We start from the raw sequence: 14,354 nt of genomic DNA, 5'->3' as shown, positions 1-14,354 counted from the left end.
GCTTGTCGTCGGCCACGTACTGCAGGAAGAAGACGCTGGCGTCGGGACCGTCCAGGGAGACCGCGGTCCGGAAGCCCGGCGCGTCCATCCGGACCTACGCCTGCTCAGATCCGTTGATTTTCAGTAGCGAACGCTTGAAAATCGGAAATCTGCACGCCAGCCAGAATTTCCAGACAGGGTTTCGCTGAAGGCATTGATGATTTGCGAAAGTTCCGTTACTACGGTTCGATAATGCTTATCTTTCGAGCCGTCCTTAACTTCCAGAACATAGGATTCAGCAGGAATTCCGGCGGCGACGCCAAACCCTACTTGGATAAACCATCCCGGACGGGTCTCAAGAATGATGTACCATTCGTCTGGCGAAAGACTGTTCAGCGCCCGAGTTACGTCACCTTGACTTGGATCATTAATGACCGACCCATCGGAAAACTCTAGCGTTACCGAGTTTTCGCCTTTCGGAAAATAAACCTTCCCGGACTGAGGGTCGTAGCATGTCACACCACCCGTATCGGCCAACTCCAACAGACGCTCGAACACTTCCGACTGTTGGGAGTGCGAGATCGACGCAATCAAGCATTCGCCGGTCCGGTACAGCGGTGCCGCCCACAGCGAGGTTTCGAAATTCTCCTCCGTCAGATCAGGAAACTGACTGACCAGCTCGCCGCAGAACGCATCCAACGCGGGGTGCTCACCTACAACGCCCACTTCTCCCGCGATCATGGCGCTGTACTTTCGAGCCGCTTCAGCTGGAGGAATCGGCTGCGCCTCCCACCAAAACCCAAGATCAAAGCTCACGAGGTCACTCCTGCTAGTGAAAAGCCCGCCCGGTACTGCTGGGGGCAGCCTACAGACAGAGGCCGCCCCCAGCCAATCAGTGGGGAACCCAGGCGTTGAAGGTTCCTTCCAGGGTGATACCCCCACTGGTCGTAACCGTGTTCCCCGGCGTATTGAGCCAGTCGTCAAATGTTCTCTGCGGTGGAGTCAGCGGCGAGGATCCGCCCTTCACCTCCACGCCGAGCCAGCGCCCATCAATCTGAACCGCTCCGTCATATTTCCGCAGAGGGAAACCGGGGACCCTTGCGTAGACCTGACCGCGAACTATTGGAGCGCCATCCAGTTCGAGTTGGTCCATAACAGTTCGCTCATCGAGAGAGCCGTCCGTTCCCGGCTCTCCATTTCGCTTTGCGAATTTCCCGTCAGATGTACGTGGTGCCTTTCCGGTCGGCCCACAGGTGTTGTGCACCAGGACCGGGGTGTCGCCAGCGAGTACATAGTACGTGTGGAGGCCGTCAATGCTGAGGCCGTACGTCGTGCGGCTTGCGGTGTAGGCCTTGGCGTCGAGCACCACGGCGGGTCCGCCGGAGGCGTTCTGGAGTTTCTGGCCGGCCTTGAGGTCGGCGGCCTGGGTCCAGGCGTCCTTCGTGGCCTCGTAGAACTGATGGTGCTTGGTGGTCTGGATCGTCTTCGGACCCGACTTCGTGGCCACGACGACATCGACGTAGGCACGATCGGTCTTGGTGACGATGACCGCTTTGACCCTTGTGCTTCTCCTTCTTCTTGCCGGGTTCGGCGGTAAGGACGTAGTCCCCGACCTTGACCTCGATCGAGATCGGCTTCGTCGTGGCATTCGCCAGCAGTACTGGAGTCGTGCCAGTGAAGCTGTGCGGTGTGGAGCCCTTCCGGCCGAACCTGCTCGCCGCCGCGCCGAACACACCGCCCGTGACCGCGCCCACCGCGGTGGCCTTCGCCGCGCCACTCGCGCTGCAGCCCTCCGTGCTGGGCGGACAAGGCGTATCAAGGCGCCGGCGGGCCCGCCCTCGTTTGTACCGTTTTCGGGGCTGGCGCCTCAAGCGGTGGAAGCGCCGCCACAGCACCACCCGCGCCAGGATCCGCTGTCTCGGTGAGACGGCCATGGCCACCCTCGGGGGATGGCGCCTCTACGCCGTGGAGCGGCACCGGTCACACCGGGTTTCAGTAGCATTCTCTGAAAAGACATCCTCGGAGGACCGGTCATGGCGCTGAGCGCGGACGAAGCAATCAATCAGCTGGGCGACAGGACGTCAGCGAAGCGTCGTTCGGCCGCCAAGCGGCTGAACAAACTGGCATACGGAGCCGCGGGCCCCGAACTGCTCCGTGCGCTTCGACGCGAAGTCGGCCACCCTCGCACCTGGGAAACCCAGTACGAGATGGTCATGGCTCTTGCGGCATGCAAATACCGGCCCGCTATTGAATTCCTGACCGAACTGGCTCAGCGACCCACGGAGGACACGGCACTCCGCCTTGCGCTCGGAAACTCGATCGTGCAACTGCGGAGCGCTGAGGAAGGCTTCGCCGCCCCACTGCGGTGGTGCATGGATCAAGGAGATCCGTCGCTTCTCGACGGCGCCCTTCGCGCTGTCGCCGAGAACCACGCGCCCTTGGACACCGAAACCGTCGACCGAGTGCTGGGCTTTCTTGATCCGCTGGACCCGTACGACGGGCTGCGCTACTGGGCCGCCGTCGCCGCCGCGCAGTGGCCCGATGATCGCGTTCGCACGTTCCTGAAGTCCTGTGTCGCCGGCCCGCGAGCGGACGTGGCCGCCGCAGCGGCCACATCCCTCGCAAGCCGGCCTGCGAAGGGTGGGAAGCGGGGCTGACAACGCCACCGCTTCCCACTCCTCATGCCGGTCCGCTCAGCTCGCGCCCTCCCACCACGAGAGAGGGTCACCGTGCTCATCGAACACGTTCCCGTACTCCCATTCCACCTTGTCCTCGGGAAGGGTGGCCACGAGCGACTCGATCACCGTGAAGCCGACCTCGACCGGAAAGGTCAGGACGACCAGTGAATGGAGCTCACCATCAATCCTTCCGCCGGCACCTTTCACCTTCTCCTTGAATGATTCGACGACGTCACCGGGAAGTCCTGCGAAAAACACCTGAACTGCGATGTTCCCGCCGCGCTCGACCAGCTCGGCGGTCTTCTCGATCGGGTCGTAAACGATGACGTCACCGGCTGCGATACCCCGGAAGAAACCGGGCGACAGCAAGACGCGGTAGCGGTCATCGCCCAGAGAGGCCACGGCCACCACTTCGTCAGCAGTGGCTCCTTGCTGGGATTCGACTTTCAGTGGAATCCCGGAGAAACCCCTGCGGTCAGTCGTATCTTCGGAAGCCGGCACCACAGCCACCCCTTTCAGCGCATGATTTCCCCTTGGAAGGAGCACCACGATTCTGTGCGCTGCTGTTGCACGCCGCGCCCTCGATGCACAAGTTTACCGGTTCCAGGTTCCCGCCCTTACTCCTCGGTACATTCATGTGCCCGATCTGGACGTTGTCCGGGTTGGCCGTCGTCATTCCGCAACGCCAGCACTGCAACGTTCCATCACCCGCTGCCTGAGCTTCGGCGATCATCGAGTCGCGAATGGAGGTGGGAACGTTCTTCTTCGCAGTCGGACCACCGCGGCTCGCGTTCATCGCGCCCGGAGAAGCGATTTCTCCGTCTCGCAAAACGAACAGCGGAAGCTGGCAATATTGCGGTGCGCCCTGGTTCTGGTTGTGAACGAGAACCGGCGTAGTTCCCGCCAGCACGTAGTACGTGTGCTACCCGGACCCTCTCCATCTGCGTACTCGCAGATCAGCGGCGGTTTCGGGTTCCGCTGGTGTCCGTGGTTGTGCGGGGAAATCCGTGGGTGTTGCCGTCGCTACTGCCGTCAGCGGCTCGGGCCGCACGGGGCGCGTTGCCGCTGGCGTGCTGTCGGCGCGGGGGACTTTACTGCCATGCGCCGGGCTCGGCACGGACGAGGGCGCGGACGGTCTGTTCGTACAGCTCGTGGCCGCTCTGGGCGCAGTGTCCGGCGATCCAGCGGGTCAGGTCGTCCGGGGTGTGAAGCGTGCCTGACGTGGCACCGCAGTTGCGCTCTTCACCGGTGACACAGACCGCCTCGATGCTCGGCAGCGCCAGGGGGTCGGGGACGGTGGTCACGTGGTACTCGCGGAAGCGGTAGCGCCCCCGAGAGGCGTTGTGTACTGGTGCGCTGGCGTTCGGGGAGTCAGGCATCTTCGGTCGCCTCTTCGTGATCCGGGATGCGCTGTCCGCGCGAGTCCGCGACCCTGAGCGTGTCCGCCAGGGCTTCTGTCAGCCGGCGGGCCAGCCAGCGGTATTCGGTCGCCGACAGGGTTTTCGCGCCGGGTGCTGTGGCGTCGCGGGCGTACCCCAACAGTTCCTGGCCCATGCTGAGCTGTGCCGTCTCGATGCTGTCGGCGAGCGTGGAGAGGTAGCCCTGGCCGTCGGTGCTCAGGTAGCAGGGCTTCCCCTCCGGGCTGGTCCACGGCAGCAAGCGGGGACCTCCCCCACCCGACGCGGCGTCGTACAGCTCTCTGCGGCGCATGCGGTCGGCATCGCTCCTGGGCTGGCTCACTGGGCACCCCCGGCCTGGGTCACTGATCGTGGACACACCGACCGTAGGCGCTGACTGACCGTCACCCCAGGGGCAAGGCATGGCAGTTCGCGACTCTTGGTTCACGAACTGCCACGTTGCGTAGCAGCTACCCGACGACGCCCAGGTAGTCGGCCATGTCTCGCATCTCCGTCGTGAGGGTGCGCTTGCGCTTGCCCAGGATCTCCTGCATGGTCTCGGCGGCCCCGTTCTGGTGCCGCAGCCACTGCGGGGCGGCTTCTCTGGCACGGGTCAACTCGTCCATGGCGGCGGACAGGTCTCCGGTCCGGGTGTGGGCGCGCGCCACGTCGAGGGTGAAGCGGTTCCCGTCGTTGGTGCTGGGCCTGCCCAGGCGTTTCCACGCCTTGGGCGACAACTCCTCCTGTTCGCCTGCCTTGCGCACCACCGCGCGGGCGTCGCCGATGACCAGGGAGTCTTCGAGTGCCTTGACCGCGACGGTGACCGGCCCGAAGACGGACCAGTGCCGGGAGACGTTGCGATGCGCTGTCCCGACAGCGGTTGCCGCGACCCGGGCGGCTTGACGGTACTCCTTCGCCTCGTCGGGACGGTTGTTCCTCGCGGCTGCGGCGGCGGCCTCCATCGCCAGGCCGCCCCACACCGCGTAGTGGTCCGGCTCGGCCCCGGTGATCTTCGGCTCCACCGCGTCCATGCTCCGGGCGGCGACCTGTTCCGCCTCGTCCAACCGGCCCTGGCGCACCAGTAGCCAACACATGCAGCCGACACCGGAGCCCGCAGCGAGCAGGTCTCCGGCCTGACGGGCGTCCATGATGGCGCCGCGCACAGCGGCGTACGCGATGTCGTACTGCCGTACCTGGGTGAGGTAGGTGCCGGCCAGCCGCAGCGCCTCGGCGCGGGCCAGCAGGGCCTGGCGGTGCTCGTCCCCGCTGTCGTAGTAGGCGACGGCCCTCGCGGCATCACGCAGCAGGCCCGGCAGTTGAGCCGCGACGCTCTTGTAGCTGTCGGAGAAGTACAGCACCCGTGCGTCTTGCAGCGTCCGCCGGAAGGTGCGCAGGTTCGGTTCCTCGCCCACGGCTTCGGCGTCCTGGTCCACGAGCCCGACGGCTGGGGTGAGGGCGGCGCGGAGCTGGATGAGGTTGACGCGGTTGGGCTCCTCGCTCCGCCCGACGGGCTCGGGGGCATCGGACGCCATCAGTGCGGCGGTCGCCACTCTCAGCGCGCGGGCGAGGGCGTGCAGGGTTTCCATGCGGAGAGTTCCGCCCTGCTCGGCCTTGCGTACGGTGCCCGGCGATACGCCTGCGGCGTGGGCCAGTTCCTCCTGGCTCATCCCCGCGCGACGCCGGTATCTGCGGACGTTGTCGGCCAGCTCCGTAGTCATCAACTCACCACCTCCCACTCCACGGTACGCCCGGCCGCCACATCAACCGGGGGCGATCCGGCAGACACCCGCCCACAAGGGTGCCCCACCACGTGGCGGGCCGGGCTCCGGCAGGATCGCGGCCTGAGTGGGAGGGGGTCCCTCGTCGGTCGGGCAGCTTCGCCGTGCCAGGGTTCCCCGGGGGCCGTCAAGGCTCACTTCGTGACGCGTGCGCTCGGCCTTGGCGGCCCCCAGGGGTTCCTGGTACGCCTCCGGTGACCGGGCGGCGAGGGACCCCCTCCCGCGACCCCGAACCCCACACCACGACGAAGCCGCACCCAACGCACACGCCCCACCCCCTCGGAGGGAGGGCCGGGGTCTGGGGCGGAGCCCCGGAAAGGTTCGTTGTGCTGGCTGTTGCGCGCCCGGCCCGGCGGGGTCGTCGGCGAGCGGGGCGGAGACAGGAGCGGGCGGCGGCCCCGTGGGGCCGAGCGGGCGCGGGCCGCGTCAGCGGGCCGCCTTGATCAAGTAAAGAAACTCTGAACAGCTCTCCCTGTCGCCGCTTCTGGCCGAGGTGCCAGGCTGACCGTCAGGGGCGCTGCTGTCGGCGCTTCTTCGATTCGGCCAGTGCGGCTTCGAGTTTCTCGCGCGGCGACGCGTCCGAGTCGGCGTCGTCGTCATGGAGCGGTGGCAGGAACAAGCCGCGTCGGCTCGTCTCGCGTTTGACCTTCCGGCGCTCGTTGAAGATCCGCTGGTGTTCCTCACGGATCGTGACCCATCGCTGGTCGAGTTCTGCTTCCCGTGCCAGCAGCTCGTCATCGGTGAGGTCGGCGAAGTCGGCGGCGGCTGCCCGGGCCTCGCGGGCGATCTCCTCCCGTAGCAGGTAGTTCGTGATCGGCCCATGGTGCTTGCCCGGCTCCGGGGCCTGGCGCACGAAGACACCACGGCCCTTGACCGAGTACACGAGCCCTTCCTGCTTGAGGCTTCGGTAGGCGTTCTGCGCGGTGGAGTTGGCTACCTGGAAGCGCTCTTGGATCTCACGGGCGGGCGGGAGCTGGGAGCCCGGAGGGTAGGTGCCTTCTGCGATGTCGCGGCGGAGGAAGTCGGCCACTTGGACGTAGGGCGGGCGGCTGTCGTCGTTGCGGATGAGATCGGCCGGCCAGTCCGGGCCTGACTCCTCTCCGTCTGCGACCGCTTCTGGAGGGTCCGGGGCATCGCTCCCGCTGATCGTCGAGCTCACGAAGCTGCCCCGGCCGAGTTGGGAGTAGACCAGCCCTTCCTGTTTGAGGACGCGCAGGGCGTTCTGAACGGTGGAGCTGGAGACGCCGAACCGCTCGCCGAGCACGTTCGCCGAGGGCAGGCGCTCGCCCGATGTGAACTCGCCGGTCAGGATCGCGTCCCGCAGGGCGCCGGCTGCCTGGAGATACGGCGGTCGGGAGTCCTCGTCCAAGGGCAGGGTCATGCCCTCACCGTATCGCCTGCCCGGTGAGCCGTTACGGGCAGATTCCTGCGCTTCCCGCCTGACCGCTCATCCACCTCACCGCTGTCACAACTTAAGTGGGGTTGCAAGTTATACGATCATCTCCTTATGCTGATGGCGAGTCGATCAAGCGGCTCCATCGAACGAGGATGTGATGGCATGGCCATGACCCGTATCCGTGTTGCCCTGCTGCCGTCGGCGGTGTGCATCGCGGGCACCGAACCGGCGTTGAAGATCAAGGACCAGCAGACCGGGGAGGTCGCCACCGACCGGGAGACCGGGGCATCGCTGTACACGGTGACCGTGATGCTCATGGAGGACGGCCGGGCCGAGGTCCTGAAGATCACCGTCCCGGAGACCGGCCTTGCGGCCGGGCTGAAGCCGGGGGCGATGGTGCGGCCGGTGGAGCTGTTCGCGACCCCGTGGGCACGGATCTTCAACGGTCAGCTCTCCGACGGCGTCGCCTACCGCGCCGCCCGCCTGGAGCTGGTGACGGTGGAGGCAGCCCAGTGACCCGCTTCGAACACCGCACGCTGGAGCGGGAGTTGCACCCGCTCCGGCGCCTGCCGGGGACCGAGGGCAAGGCCACGTTCGCCGTCTCGGCCGCCGTGCTCGATCTGCTCGGCCTGAGCCCGGAGCAGGCGGCCCGCCTCGACCTGGACCACGTGCTCCACCTGATACGGGAAGAGGGGGCCTGACATGGAAGCCATCACGGGATACGCGACGGTTGCGCTGCTGGTCTCAGTCGTGCTGGTCGGCGTGTGGTTGCTGGTGACGGTGGTGCGCTACATGCGGGCCGACCGGGGCACGCGGGTCAGCATGCGGCAGGCCGTGCGGGTGCGCTGGGGCTGGGTACGCCTCGCGCGGATGGCGGGGCTGACCGTCACCGACAAGACCCCGACCCTGCTGGCGCAGATCACCGCGCAGAAGGACGGTGCCGCTCCCGCGCCTCGGGTGCTGACTCCGAAGATCAAGGTCAAGCCCGATCAGTACGGGGTGATCGTGCGGGCGCGGACGCTGCCGCAGGTCGGTTTGGAGGAGTACCGGAAGTCGGCGCGGTTCCTGGCGGACGCCTGGCGGTGCACGCGGGTGTCCGTACTGCCGGACGGCCCCGGCAGGGTGGTGATCCGGGGCGTGCGCTCCGATCCGCTGACCACGCCGACCGGGCACCGGCCGACCGGCCGCCCGCCCGGGGATCTGACGCGGTGGGAGCTGGGGGTGGATGAGTACGCCGCCCGGGTGTGCGTGTCCCTGGCGAACGTGCCCGGGGTGACGGTGGCCGGTGTCCCGGGTGCGGGCAAGACCTCGGGGGTCAACAAGTTCGTCTGCGACTTCGCGCCGTCCCCGTCTGTGCAGATCGCCGCGGCGGACGGGAAGGTGTCGCGGGCCTCGGAGGGCGACTACGCCGACCTGGTCAAGCGGATGTTCGCGTTCTGCGGCGACGACCTCGACGAGGCGAACGCACTGTTCAAGCGCCTGGTGGAGCTGCGCAAGCGGCGCTCGGCGACCATCCGGGACGCGCTGGGCGTGAAGAACATGTGGCACGTCGGCCCCTCGCCACAGTGGCCGCTCACGGTCCTGATCATCGACGAGGCACACACGTACTTCCGCGAGTACAAGGGCAGCGACCCCACCACCAAACGTCTGGCCGCGCTGACGGCGGAGAACGCCCGGCTGGTGGAGGACCTGGTCAAGAAGGGCCGCAGCGTCGGCATCCTGGTGATCCTGATCAGCCAGAAGACCACCGGCGACGCCATCCCCACCTTCATCCGCGACGTGTGCCCCATCGGTTTGTCCTTCGCGCAGAAGACCGTGGAAGCCGCGGTGGCCGCGCTGGGTGAGGACATCCGCAACTGGCCCGACGCCAGCCCGGTCACCTTGCAGGACCCCGCATACGTCGGCGTCGCGGTGATGGCGATGCAGGGCCGCCCCGGCTACACCCGCATCCGCACCCCCTACGTCTCCGACACCGCCGCCGCCCGTATCGCCGAAGACACTTCGCACCTGACCGCCGACCCGGACTTCCTCCTGGACGCTCTTCTCCGTACGACCGGCCGGACGGCAACACTCCTGCCCTCGCCCTCGCTCACCAAGTGATCCCGAACAGCTCACGCCAGAAAGGAGGTTGAGATCATGACGGAGGAACGGTTCACCCGGCGCACCGTGACCGTAGTCATGGCGGTCATCGCGGCCCTGGCCTTCGTCTTCTCCTTCGGCAACGTCTGGGCACTCGCCCTGCGCCTCGGCGTCCCCCGCCCGATCGCCCCGCTGATCGCCCCCATGGTGGACCTGTCCGTCGTCGGACTCCTGGTCGCCCTGCGGTTCCTGGCCCTGCGCGGCGTACCCAAGACGGAGTTGCGGGCCGGTACCAGGCTGCTGCACCTGTGCGGACTGCTCACCCTCGCCCTGAACACCGCCGAACCCCTGATGACCGGACGCTACGGCCGCGCCTGCCTGGACACCGTCGCCCCGCTCCTGCTCCTCGGCTGGGGCCACGTCGGCCCCGCCTTCCTCGCCCAGTTCCACACCCTCACCCGCCCCACCCAGAGCCTGAAGGCCACGCCCACCCCCCTCTCCGAACCGGTGCCCGACGAAGCGCCCACACTCGAAGCGACACCCGCCCCGGTCGTCGTCGACTCCCCGGCCGAGGAACCACAACCCGCTCCGACTCCGACCCCGGCCGCTACTCCGCCCATCACTGTCGCCAAGACGACCCGACCCGCCTCCGGCCCGGCCCTGCCTGCCGCCCTGCTGGACGCGGCCCGGCGCATCGCGGACACCCACCGCACAGAGCACGGAACCCCGATCACCGCCGCCCACCTGGGAACGCGCATGGGTGTTGCCCTTCCGGTGGCCACCGCCGCACTCGCTCAACTCTGAGCCCCGCGCCCACGCGGTCCGCATCACACCTTGCTGAACCCGCCCCCCGCCCATGGGCTGGTTCGTCATGCCCCGAGCCGCACCAACACGCCCTATGGCCTGGCTGGTTGCTGCTCGGGGCCACCCACCCGACAGAAGGGACACGCCCCGAATGGTCACCCTGGACCTGCGCCACGTGGCAAGCCCCGCCGTACGGGACCTGCTCCACCTCGTCAACCACCCCGACTTCGACCGCGCACAGCAGCAGATCGAACACCTCGGCGGCTGCACCGAACCCATCCGCCTCACCGGCCACACGACCACCGTCGCCACCACGACCGGTGAAGTCCTGCGCTCCTACTCCACCGACACCGAGCCCACCGGCAGTCTGCTCACCTCGTGCGGCAACCGCCGCTCCTCGCGCTGCCCGGCCTGCTCCCGCCTCTACGCTGCCGACACCTACCATCTCATCCGCGCCGGCCTGACCGGCGGCAAGACCGTGCCCGACACCGTCCGCACCCACCCCCGCGTCTTCGCCACCCTTACCGCGCCGTCCTTCGGCCCCGTCCACAACCGCCCCAACGCCCGGCCCTGCCGCTGCGGCACCCGCCACGAACCCACAGACCACCTGCTGGGCACGCCGCTCAACCCGGCGACGTACGACTACGCGGGCGCGGTCCTCTTCAACGCCCACGCCGGAGCCCTGTGGGCACGCTTCACCACCTACCTGCGCCGCGAGATCGCCGCCCGGCTCGGTATGACGCAGAAGGCCGCCCGCGCGGCGCTGCGGGTGTCCTTCGCGAAGGTCGCCGAGTACCAGAAGCGCGGCCTGGTCCACTTCCACGCCGTCATCCGCCTCGACGGACCCGACGGCAGCACACAGCCCCCGCCCCCGTACGCCACGGTCGCTGTGCTCACCGACGCCATCCGCGCCGCCGCACCGCGCGCCCGCATCGCGCTCGTGTCGGACGCGTTCGGCGAACGCGAACTCACCTGGGGCCAGCAGCTCGACGTGCGCGAGATCGCCGCGTTCGGCGCTGACAGCGAACTGACCGATCAAGCCGTGGCCGCGTATGTGGCGAAGTACGCCACCAAGTCCGCCGACGCCTCCGGCACCCTCGACCGTGCCCTGTTCTGCCGATCCTGCCAGGGACGCGGCGCCACCGTGCTGCCCCACGGGACCCCGCTCCCGTGCACCGCATGCGATGGCACCGGGCAGGCCCGGCCGCTGCCCCGGCTCGCCGTCGCCCGGCACGTGCGCCAGATGATCCGCACCTGCTGGGAGCTGGGCAGGCTGCCCGAGTTCGACCACCTGAAGCTCTGGAAGTGGGCGCACATGCTCGGCTTCCGGGGCCACTTCTCCACCAAGTCCCGCAGCTACTCGACCACCCTGGGCGCGCTGCGCGACGCCCGCCGCGCATGGCGCACCGAACAGACCCGCACTCATGCCGACCTGCCCGAGCCCGATCCGACGACCACGCTCATCGTCGGCCACTGGGACTACCTCGGCTCGGGCTACAGCCCCGGCGCCGCGCTCCTCGCGGCCGGCGTGTGGCACCGCAAGGAACTGGAACGGCAGTTCATCGCGGAAGGGGGCTGCTGATGATCTCGCCCCCGCCCACCGTCCTCCGCACGGAGCCGGCCCCAGTGCTGGATCTGCTGACGGTGCCCCAGGTGATGGCCCGCCTTCAGCTCGGCCGCTCCGCCGTCTACGACCTGCTCCGCTCCGGCCAGCTCGCCTCGATCACCCTCGGCCGCGCCCGCCGCATCCCCACCCACGCCCTCACCGACTTCATCCGCACCCGCCTCGAACAGGAAGCCGCCTGATGACCACACCCCGCCCCACTTCGTCCCGCCGCTCCCGCACCCGTGCGAACGGAGACGGGACCATCTACCAGCGCAAGGACGGACGATGGGAAGCAGCCGGATACGTGCTGGCCCCCGGCAACACCCGCAAGCGCGTCCGCGTCTACGGCGCCACCCGCAAAGACGCGATGACCAAGCTCACCGAGAAGATCGCCGCCAGCAACCGCGGCCTCCCCGTCGCGGCGGCCGACAGCACCGTGAGCGCCTACCTCGCGTACTGGCTGGACGGCGTTGCCGTGCACCACCTGCGGGAGAACACCCACACCCGCTACGCCGCCTCCATCCGCCTCCACCTCAACCCCGGCCTCGGCGCCAAGAAGCTCGCCCGGCTCACCACCCGCGACGTCCGCACGTTCCTCGACGGACTCCGCACCACCTGCCAGTGCTGCGCCCAGGAACGGGACGCTGATCGGCGGTCCTGCTGCGCCATCGGTCAGTGTTGTGAGAAGCGGCTGTCTCCGCTGACCGTGACGTACGTCCACGCGGTCCTCAAGTCCGCCCTGGAACACGCCGTCCGCGAGGACGAACTGCCGCGCAACGTCGCCCGCAACGTCAAGACGGCCACGTCCCGCCCCAGACGCTTCCAGCCCCTCACCGCCACCGAAGCCCGGCGGTTCCTCCAGACGGCCGCCGATGATCGTCTGCACGCGCTGTACGAACTCGCCCTGCGCACCGGACTCCGCAAGGGCGAACTCCTCGGCCTCCACTGGGAAGATCTCGACCTCGACAGCGGCACCGCCACTATCCACCGCTCCCTCCAGCGCACCCGCAGCCAGGGCCTGACCGTCCTGAACGCCAAGACGCTCGCTTCCGAACGCCGCATTGCTCTGCCAACCGAGTGCATCAGCTCCCTCAAGATCCACCAGGAACGGCAGCGGGAAGAACGCCAGGCGGCCAGAACGGACTGGACGGACAACGGGTTCGTCTTCACCACCCCGAAGGGCAAGCCTCTCGACCCCACCAACCTCACTCGCCGCTTCCGCCGCCTCCTCAACAAGGCAGGACTCCGGACGATCCGCTTCCACGACCTCCGACACTCGACGGCCACCCTGCTCCTGGAACAGGGCGTCGACCTCGTCGTCATCAAGGAACTCCTCGGCCACGCCCACATCGGCGTCACCGCCGGCGTCTACGCCCACGTCCGACTCCGCCTCCAACGCCAAGCCATCGACACCCTCGGCCACGCGCTCAACTCGACAGACAACGGCCCCGACGACCCGCCCTCCGCCGCCGCCGTCCGCTGACGTTGCCGTCAGCGTTGCCGTCAAAGCGCTCTTGGCCCCTCCGAAGAACCTGCCGGAGGGGCCAAGAGCGCTTTTCTATGTCGCCGAATCCTGACGCGATTTCCGCCACTCCAAGGCGGACCTTAGAACAGGCCCCTCAACGGTCTTCGCTCCACAGGCATAAGCCAACCAGCGGAACTCTTCACACGGGAATACCGGCTCCCCAGAAGAGTCGACCCACAGAAGCACCGATTCATCAGGAAGCTGGGTCGCATCCCACCACGCCCACCCCCTCAACTGTGGGTCGAAGCAGAAGAGCCAGTCCTGAAGTTCCCACGGCTCTTCACCCCGACGGGAAACATACCGTTGGATCCCCAAGGATGCCGGGGCGTCGTGACCGACCACAACGGATCCACGAGTTACTTCTGCGAACCAATCGGGAATAAGATTCTCTGGGAGATATTCCGAATCAGAATCCATCTCATTCGCCGCATGAATTGCCGCAGACAGTACGGCACGGACCCTGGCGACATAGCCTGCCGCGCCCATGCTCGCAGTGACCAGGAACGTAGCGAGCACTGGGGGCGCTTCCGTACTCCAAGAGGGAGGGGAATCGACTCGCTCTATTTCACCAGCGAACCTACGGGCGCTCATCGAACCACCCGACCAGAACCTTGACGGATTGCCCCCATGAGATCGCCGAACATGTTCGATGGAATCCCATAGAGACCTGGCGAGACTGATGGGTCTGCAATATCTGGTCGCGTCCTGCGGAGCTGGTTCCAATCTCGCGTACTTCCAGCGAATCCACGCGGCTTCCTCTGAGGAAGAGCCAATTCGCGCACACTGTTCACGAACGAGCTGTCCACATCGAACCCTAGAACCTGCCCGTCGGCACCACGGAATTGTAGTGAATGTGAAGCATCGCCGCTCATGTTCAAGTACAAACGACCTTCTCCACTCAACGAGACATTACCGTCCGCATCGATGGCTAGACGCTGGCTGTCAGGATGAGACGTCTGCGTCCGATAAACCGTGCAGTTGGAATTGTGAACGAGTACCGGCGTCTCGCCCGCCAGCACATAGTACGTGTGCAGGCCCTCGATGCTCAGGTCGTACGTGACGCGCTGCGCGGTGTAGGCCTTGGTGTCGATAATGACCGTGGGTCCGCCGGT

Annotated in this window: 17 protein-coding genes; 9 read left to right on the top strand and 8 right to left on the bottom strand. The window is 67.3% G+C overall.

Going from position 1 to position 14,354, the window contains the following annotated elements; genetic code table 11:
• Nucleotides 1-120 precede the first annotated feature (120 nt).
• Together AB0N06_RS35270 and AB0N06_RS35265 are read right to left on the bottom strand one after the other, a co-directional pair.
• Nucleotides 121-795, bottom strand: a complete 675-nt coding sequence (locus AB0N06_RS35270) for a hypothetical protein (RefSeq protein WP_366138776.1) — start codon at nt 793-795, stop codon at nt 121-123.
• Between the two features lie 76 nt (nt 796-871).
• Nucleotides 872-1,486 carry a polymorphic toxin-type HINT domain-containing protein gene (locus tag AB0N06_RS35265; RefSeq protein ID WP_366138775.1) on the bottom strand — a complete coding sequence of 205 codons (615 nt, stop codon included), beginning with the start codon at nt 1,484-1,486 and terminating at the stop codon, nt 872-874.
• Between the two features lie 107 nt (nt 1,487-1,593).
• Here AB0N06_RS35265 and AB0N06_RS35260 point away from each other — a divergent pair, with 107 nt between their 5' ends.
• On the top strand, nt 1,594-2,022 hold the full coding sequence (locus tag AB0N06_RS35260; protein WP_366138774.1) for a hypothetical protein: 429 nt from the start codon (nt 1,594-1,596) through the stop codon (nt 2,020-2,022).
• Entirely contained in the window at nt 2,013-2,636 is a 624-nt protein-coding gene (locus AB0N06_RS35255; protein WP_366138773.1) for a HEAT repeat domain-containing protein, read from the top strand. Before AB0N06_RS35260 ends, AB0N06_RS35255 begins: the two co-directional genes overlap by 10 nt.
• A gap of 36 nt (nt 2,637-2,672) precedes the next feature.
• On the opposite strand, the gene AB0N06_RS35250 is transcribed toward AB0N06_RS35255, so the two are convergent.
• The 5 genes from AB0N06_RS35250 to AB0N06_RS35230 all read right to left on the bottom strand — a co-directional run bounded on the left by AB0N06_RS35250 (nt 2,673) and on the right by AB0N06_RS35230 (nt 7,213).
• Nucleotides 2,673-3,167: a DUF4265 domain-containing protein gene (locus tag AB0N06_RS35250; RefSeq protein WP_366138772.1), complete on the bottom strand. Its 495-nt coding sequence runs from the start codon at nt 3,165-3,167 to the stop codon at nt 2,673-2,675.
• A 581-nt stretch (nt 3,168-3,748) separates the two neighbouring features.
• Nucleotides 3,749-4,036 (bottom strand): hypothetical protein, encoded by a 288-nt coding sequence (locus AB0N06_RS35245; RefSeq protein ID WP_366138771.1) that lies wholly within the window; start codon nt 4,034-4,036, stop codon nt 3,749-3,751.
• The gene (locus tag AB0N06_RS35240) at nt 4,029-4,367 is read right to left on the bottom strand and encodes a hypothetical protein (RefSeq protein WP_366138770.1); all 339 of its coding nucleotides are present in this window, start codon (nt 4,365-4,367) and stop codon (nt 4,029-4,031) included. Before AB0N06_RS35240 ends, AB0N06_RS35245 begins: the two co-directional genes overlap by 8 nt.
• Before the next feature lie 157 nt (nt 4,368-4,524).
• Complete coding sequence (locus tag AB0N06_RS35235; RefSeq protein WP_366138769.1) at nt 4,525-5,772, bottom strand: helix-turn-helix domain-containing protein; 1,248 nt, start codon at nt 5,770-5,772, stop codon at nt 4,525-4,527.
• A gap of 568 nt (nt 5,773-6,340) precedes the next feature.
• A complete protein-coding gene (locus tag AB0N06_RS35230) occupies nt 6,341-7,213 on the bottom strand; it encodes a winged helix-turn-helix domain-containing protein (RefSeq protein WP_366138768.1) in 873 nt (290 codons plus the stop codon).
• A 177-nt stretch (nt 7,214-7,390) separates the two neighbouring features.
• Here AB0N06_RS35230 and AB0N06_RS35225 point away from each other — a divergent pair, with 177 nt between their 5' ends.
• The 7 genes from AB0N06_RS35225 (at nt 7,391) to AB0N06_RS35195 (ending at nt 13,200) form a co-directional block, all read left to right on the top strand.
• Nucleotides 7,391-7,744 (top strand): hypothetical protein, encoded by a 354-nt coding sequence (locus AB0N06_RS35225; protein WP_266717130.1) that lies wholly within the window; start codon nt 7,391-7,393, stop codon nt 7,742-7,744.
• Nucleotides 7,741-7,929 carry a hypothetical protein gene (locus tag AB0N06_RS35220; protein ID WP_366138767.1) on the top strand — a complete coding sequence of 63 codons (189 nt, stop codon included), beginning with the start codon at nt 7,741-7,743 and terminating at the stop codon, nt 7,927-7,929. The genes AB0N06_RS35225 and AB0N06_RS35220 overlap by 4 nt, the downstream gene beginning before the upstream one ends.
• A 1-nt stretch (nt 7,930) precedes the next feature.
• On the top strand, nt 7,931-9,328 hold the full coding sequence (locus tag AB0N06_RS35215) for a cell division protein FtsK (protein ID WP_366138766.1): 1,398 nt from the start codon (nt 7,931-7,933) through the stop codon (nt 9,326-9,328).
• Nucleotides 9,329-9,364: 36 nt separating this feature from the next.
• A complete protein-coding gene (locus AB0N06_RS35210) occupies nt 9,365-10,111 on the top strand; it encodes a DUF2637 domain-containing protein (protein ID WP_366138765.1) in 747 nt (248 codons plus the stop codon).
• A gap of 151 nt (nt 10,112-10,262) precedes the next feature.
• Complete coding sequence (locus AB0N06_RS35205; RefSeq protein WP_366138764.1) at nt 10,263-11,693, top strand: replication initiator; 1,431 nt, start codon at nt 10,263-10,265, stop codon at nt 11,691-11,693.
• A complete protein-coding gene (locus AB0N06_RS35200) occupies nt 11,693-11,917 on the top strand; it encodes a helix-turn-helix domain-containing protein (protein ID WP_366138763.1) in 225 nt (74 codons plus the stop codon). Before AB0N06_RS35205 ends, AB0N06_RS35200 begins: the two co-directional genes overlap by 1 nt.
• Nucleotides 11,917-13,200 (top strand): tyrosine-type recombinase/integrase, encoded by a 1,284-nt coding sequence (locus AB0N06_RS35195; protein ID WP_366138762.1) that lies wholly within the window; start codon nt 11,917-11,919, stop codon nt 13,198-13,200. The genes AB0N06_RS35200 and AB0N06_RS35195 overlap by 1 nt, the downstream gene beginning before the upstream one ends.
• A 629-nt stretch (nt 13,201-13,829) precedes the next feature.
• Here AB0N06_RS35195 and AB0N06_RS35190 read toward each other — a convergent pair.
• Nucleotides 13,830-14,354: hypothetical protein (locus AB0N06_RS35190; protein WP_366138761.1), on the bottom strand; the 525-nt coding region annotated here is incomplete at its 5' end.

Source organism: Streptomyces sp. NPDC051020 (assembly GCF_040683105.1).
GTDB lineage: Bacteria > Actinomycetota > Actinomycetes > Streptomycetales > Streptomycetaceae > Streptomyces.
The sequence above is the reverse complement of the archived record's forward strand: the minus strand, read 5'-3'. Positions and strand labels throughout refer to the sequence as shown.

Bases quoted from the DNA above. Each gene is read 5' to 3' on its own strand.
- AB0N06_RS35255 (WP_366138773.1), top strand. From the start codon at position 2,013: ATGGCGCTGAGCGCGGACGAAGCAATCAATCAGCTGGGCGACAGGACG.
- AB0N06_RS35245 (WP_366138771.1), bottom strand. From the start codon at position 4,036: ATGCCTGACTCCCCGAACGCCAGCGCACCAGTACACAACGCCTCTCGG.
- AB0N06_RS35240 (WP_366138770.1), bottom strand. From the start codon at position 4,367: ATGCGCCGCAGAGAGCTGTACGACGCCGCGTCGGGTGGGGGAGGTCCC.
- AB0N06_RS35235 (WP_366138769.1), bottom strand. From the start codon at position 5,772: ATGACTACGGAGCTGGCCGACAACGTCCGCAGATACCGGCGTCGCGCG.
- AB0N06_RS35230 (WP_366138768.1), bottom strand. From the start codon at position 7,213: ATGACCCTGCCCTTGGACGAGGACTCCCGACCGCCGTATCTCCAGGCA.
- AB0N06_RS35225 (WP_266717130.1), top strand. From the start codon at position 7,391: ATGGCCATGACCCGTATCCGTGTTGCCCTGCTGCCGTCGGCGGTGTGC.
- AB0N06_RS35215 (WP_366138766.1), top strand. From the start codon at position 7,931: ATGGAAGCCATCACGGGATACGCGACGGTTGCGCTGCTGGTCTCAGTC.
- AB0N06_RS35210 (WP_366138765.1), top strand. From the start codon at position 9,365: ATGACGGAGGAACGGTTCACCCGGCGCACCGTGACCGTAGTCATGGCG.
- AB0N06_RS35205 (WP_366138764.1), top strand. From the start codon at position 10,263: ATGGTCACCCTGGACCTGCGCCACGTGGCAAGCCCCGCCGTACGGGAC.
- AB0N06_RS35200 (WP_366138763.1), top strand. From the start codon at position 11,693: ATGATCTCGCCCCCGCCCACCGTCCTCCGCACGGAGCCGGCCCCAGTG.
- AB0N06_RS35195 (WP_366138762.1), top strand. From the start codon at position 11,917: ATGACCACACCCCGCCCCACTTCGTCCCGCCGCTCCCGCACCCGTGCG.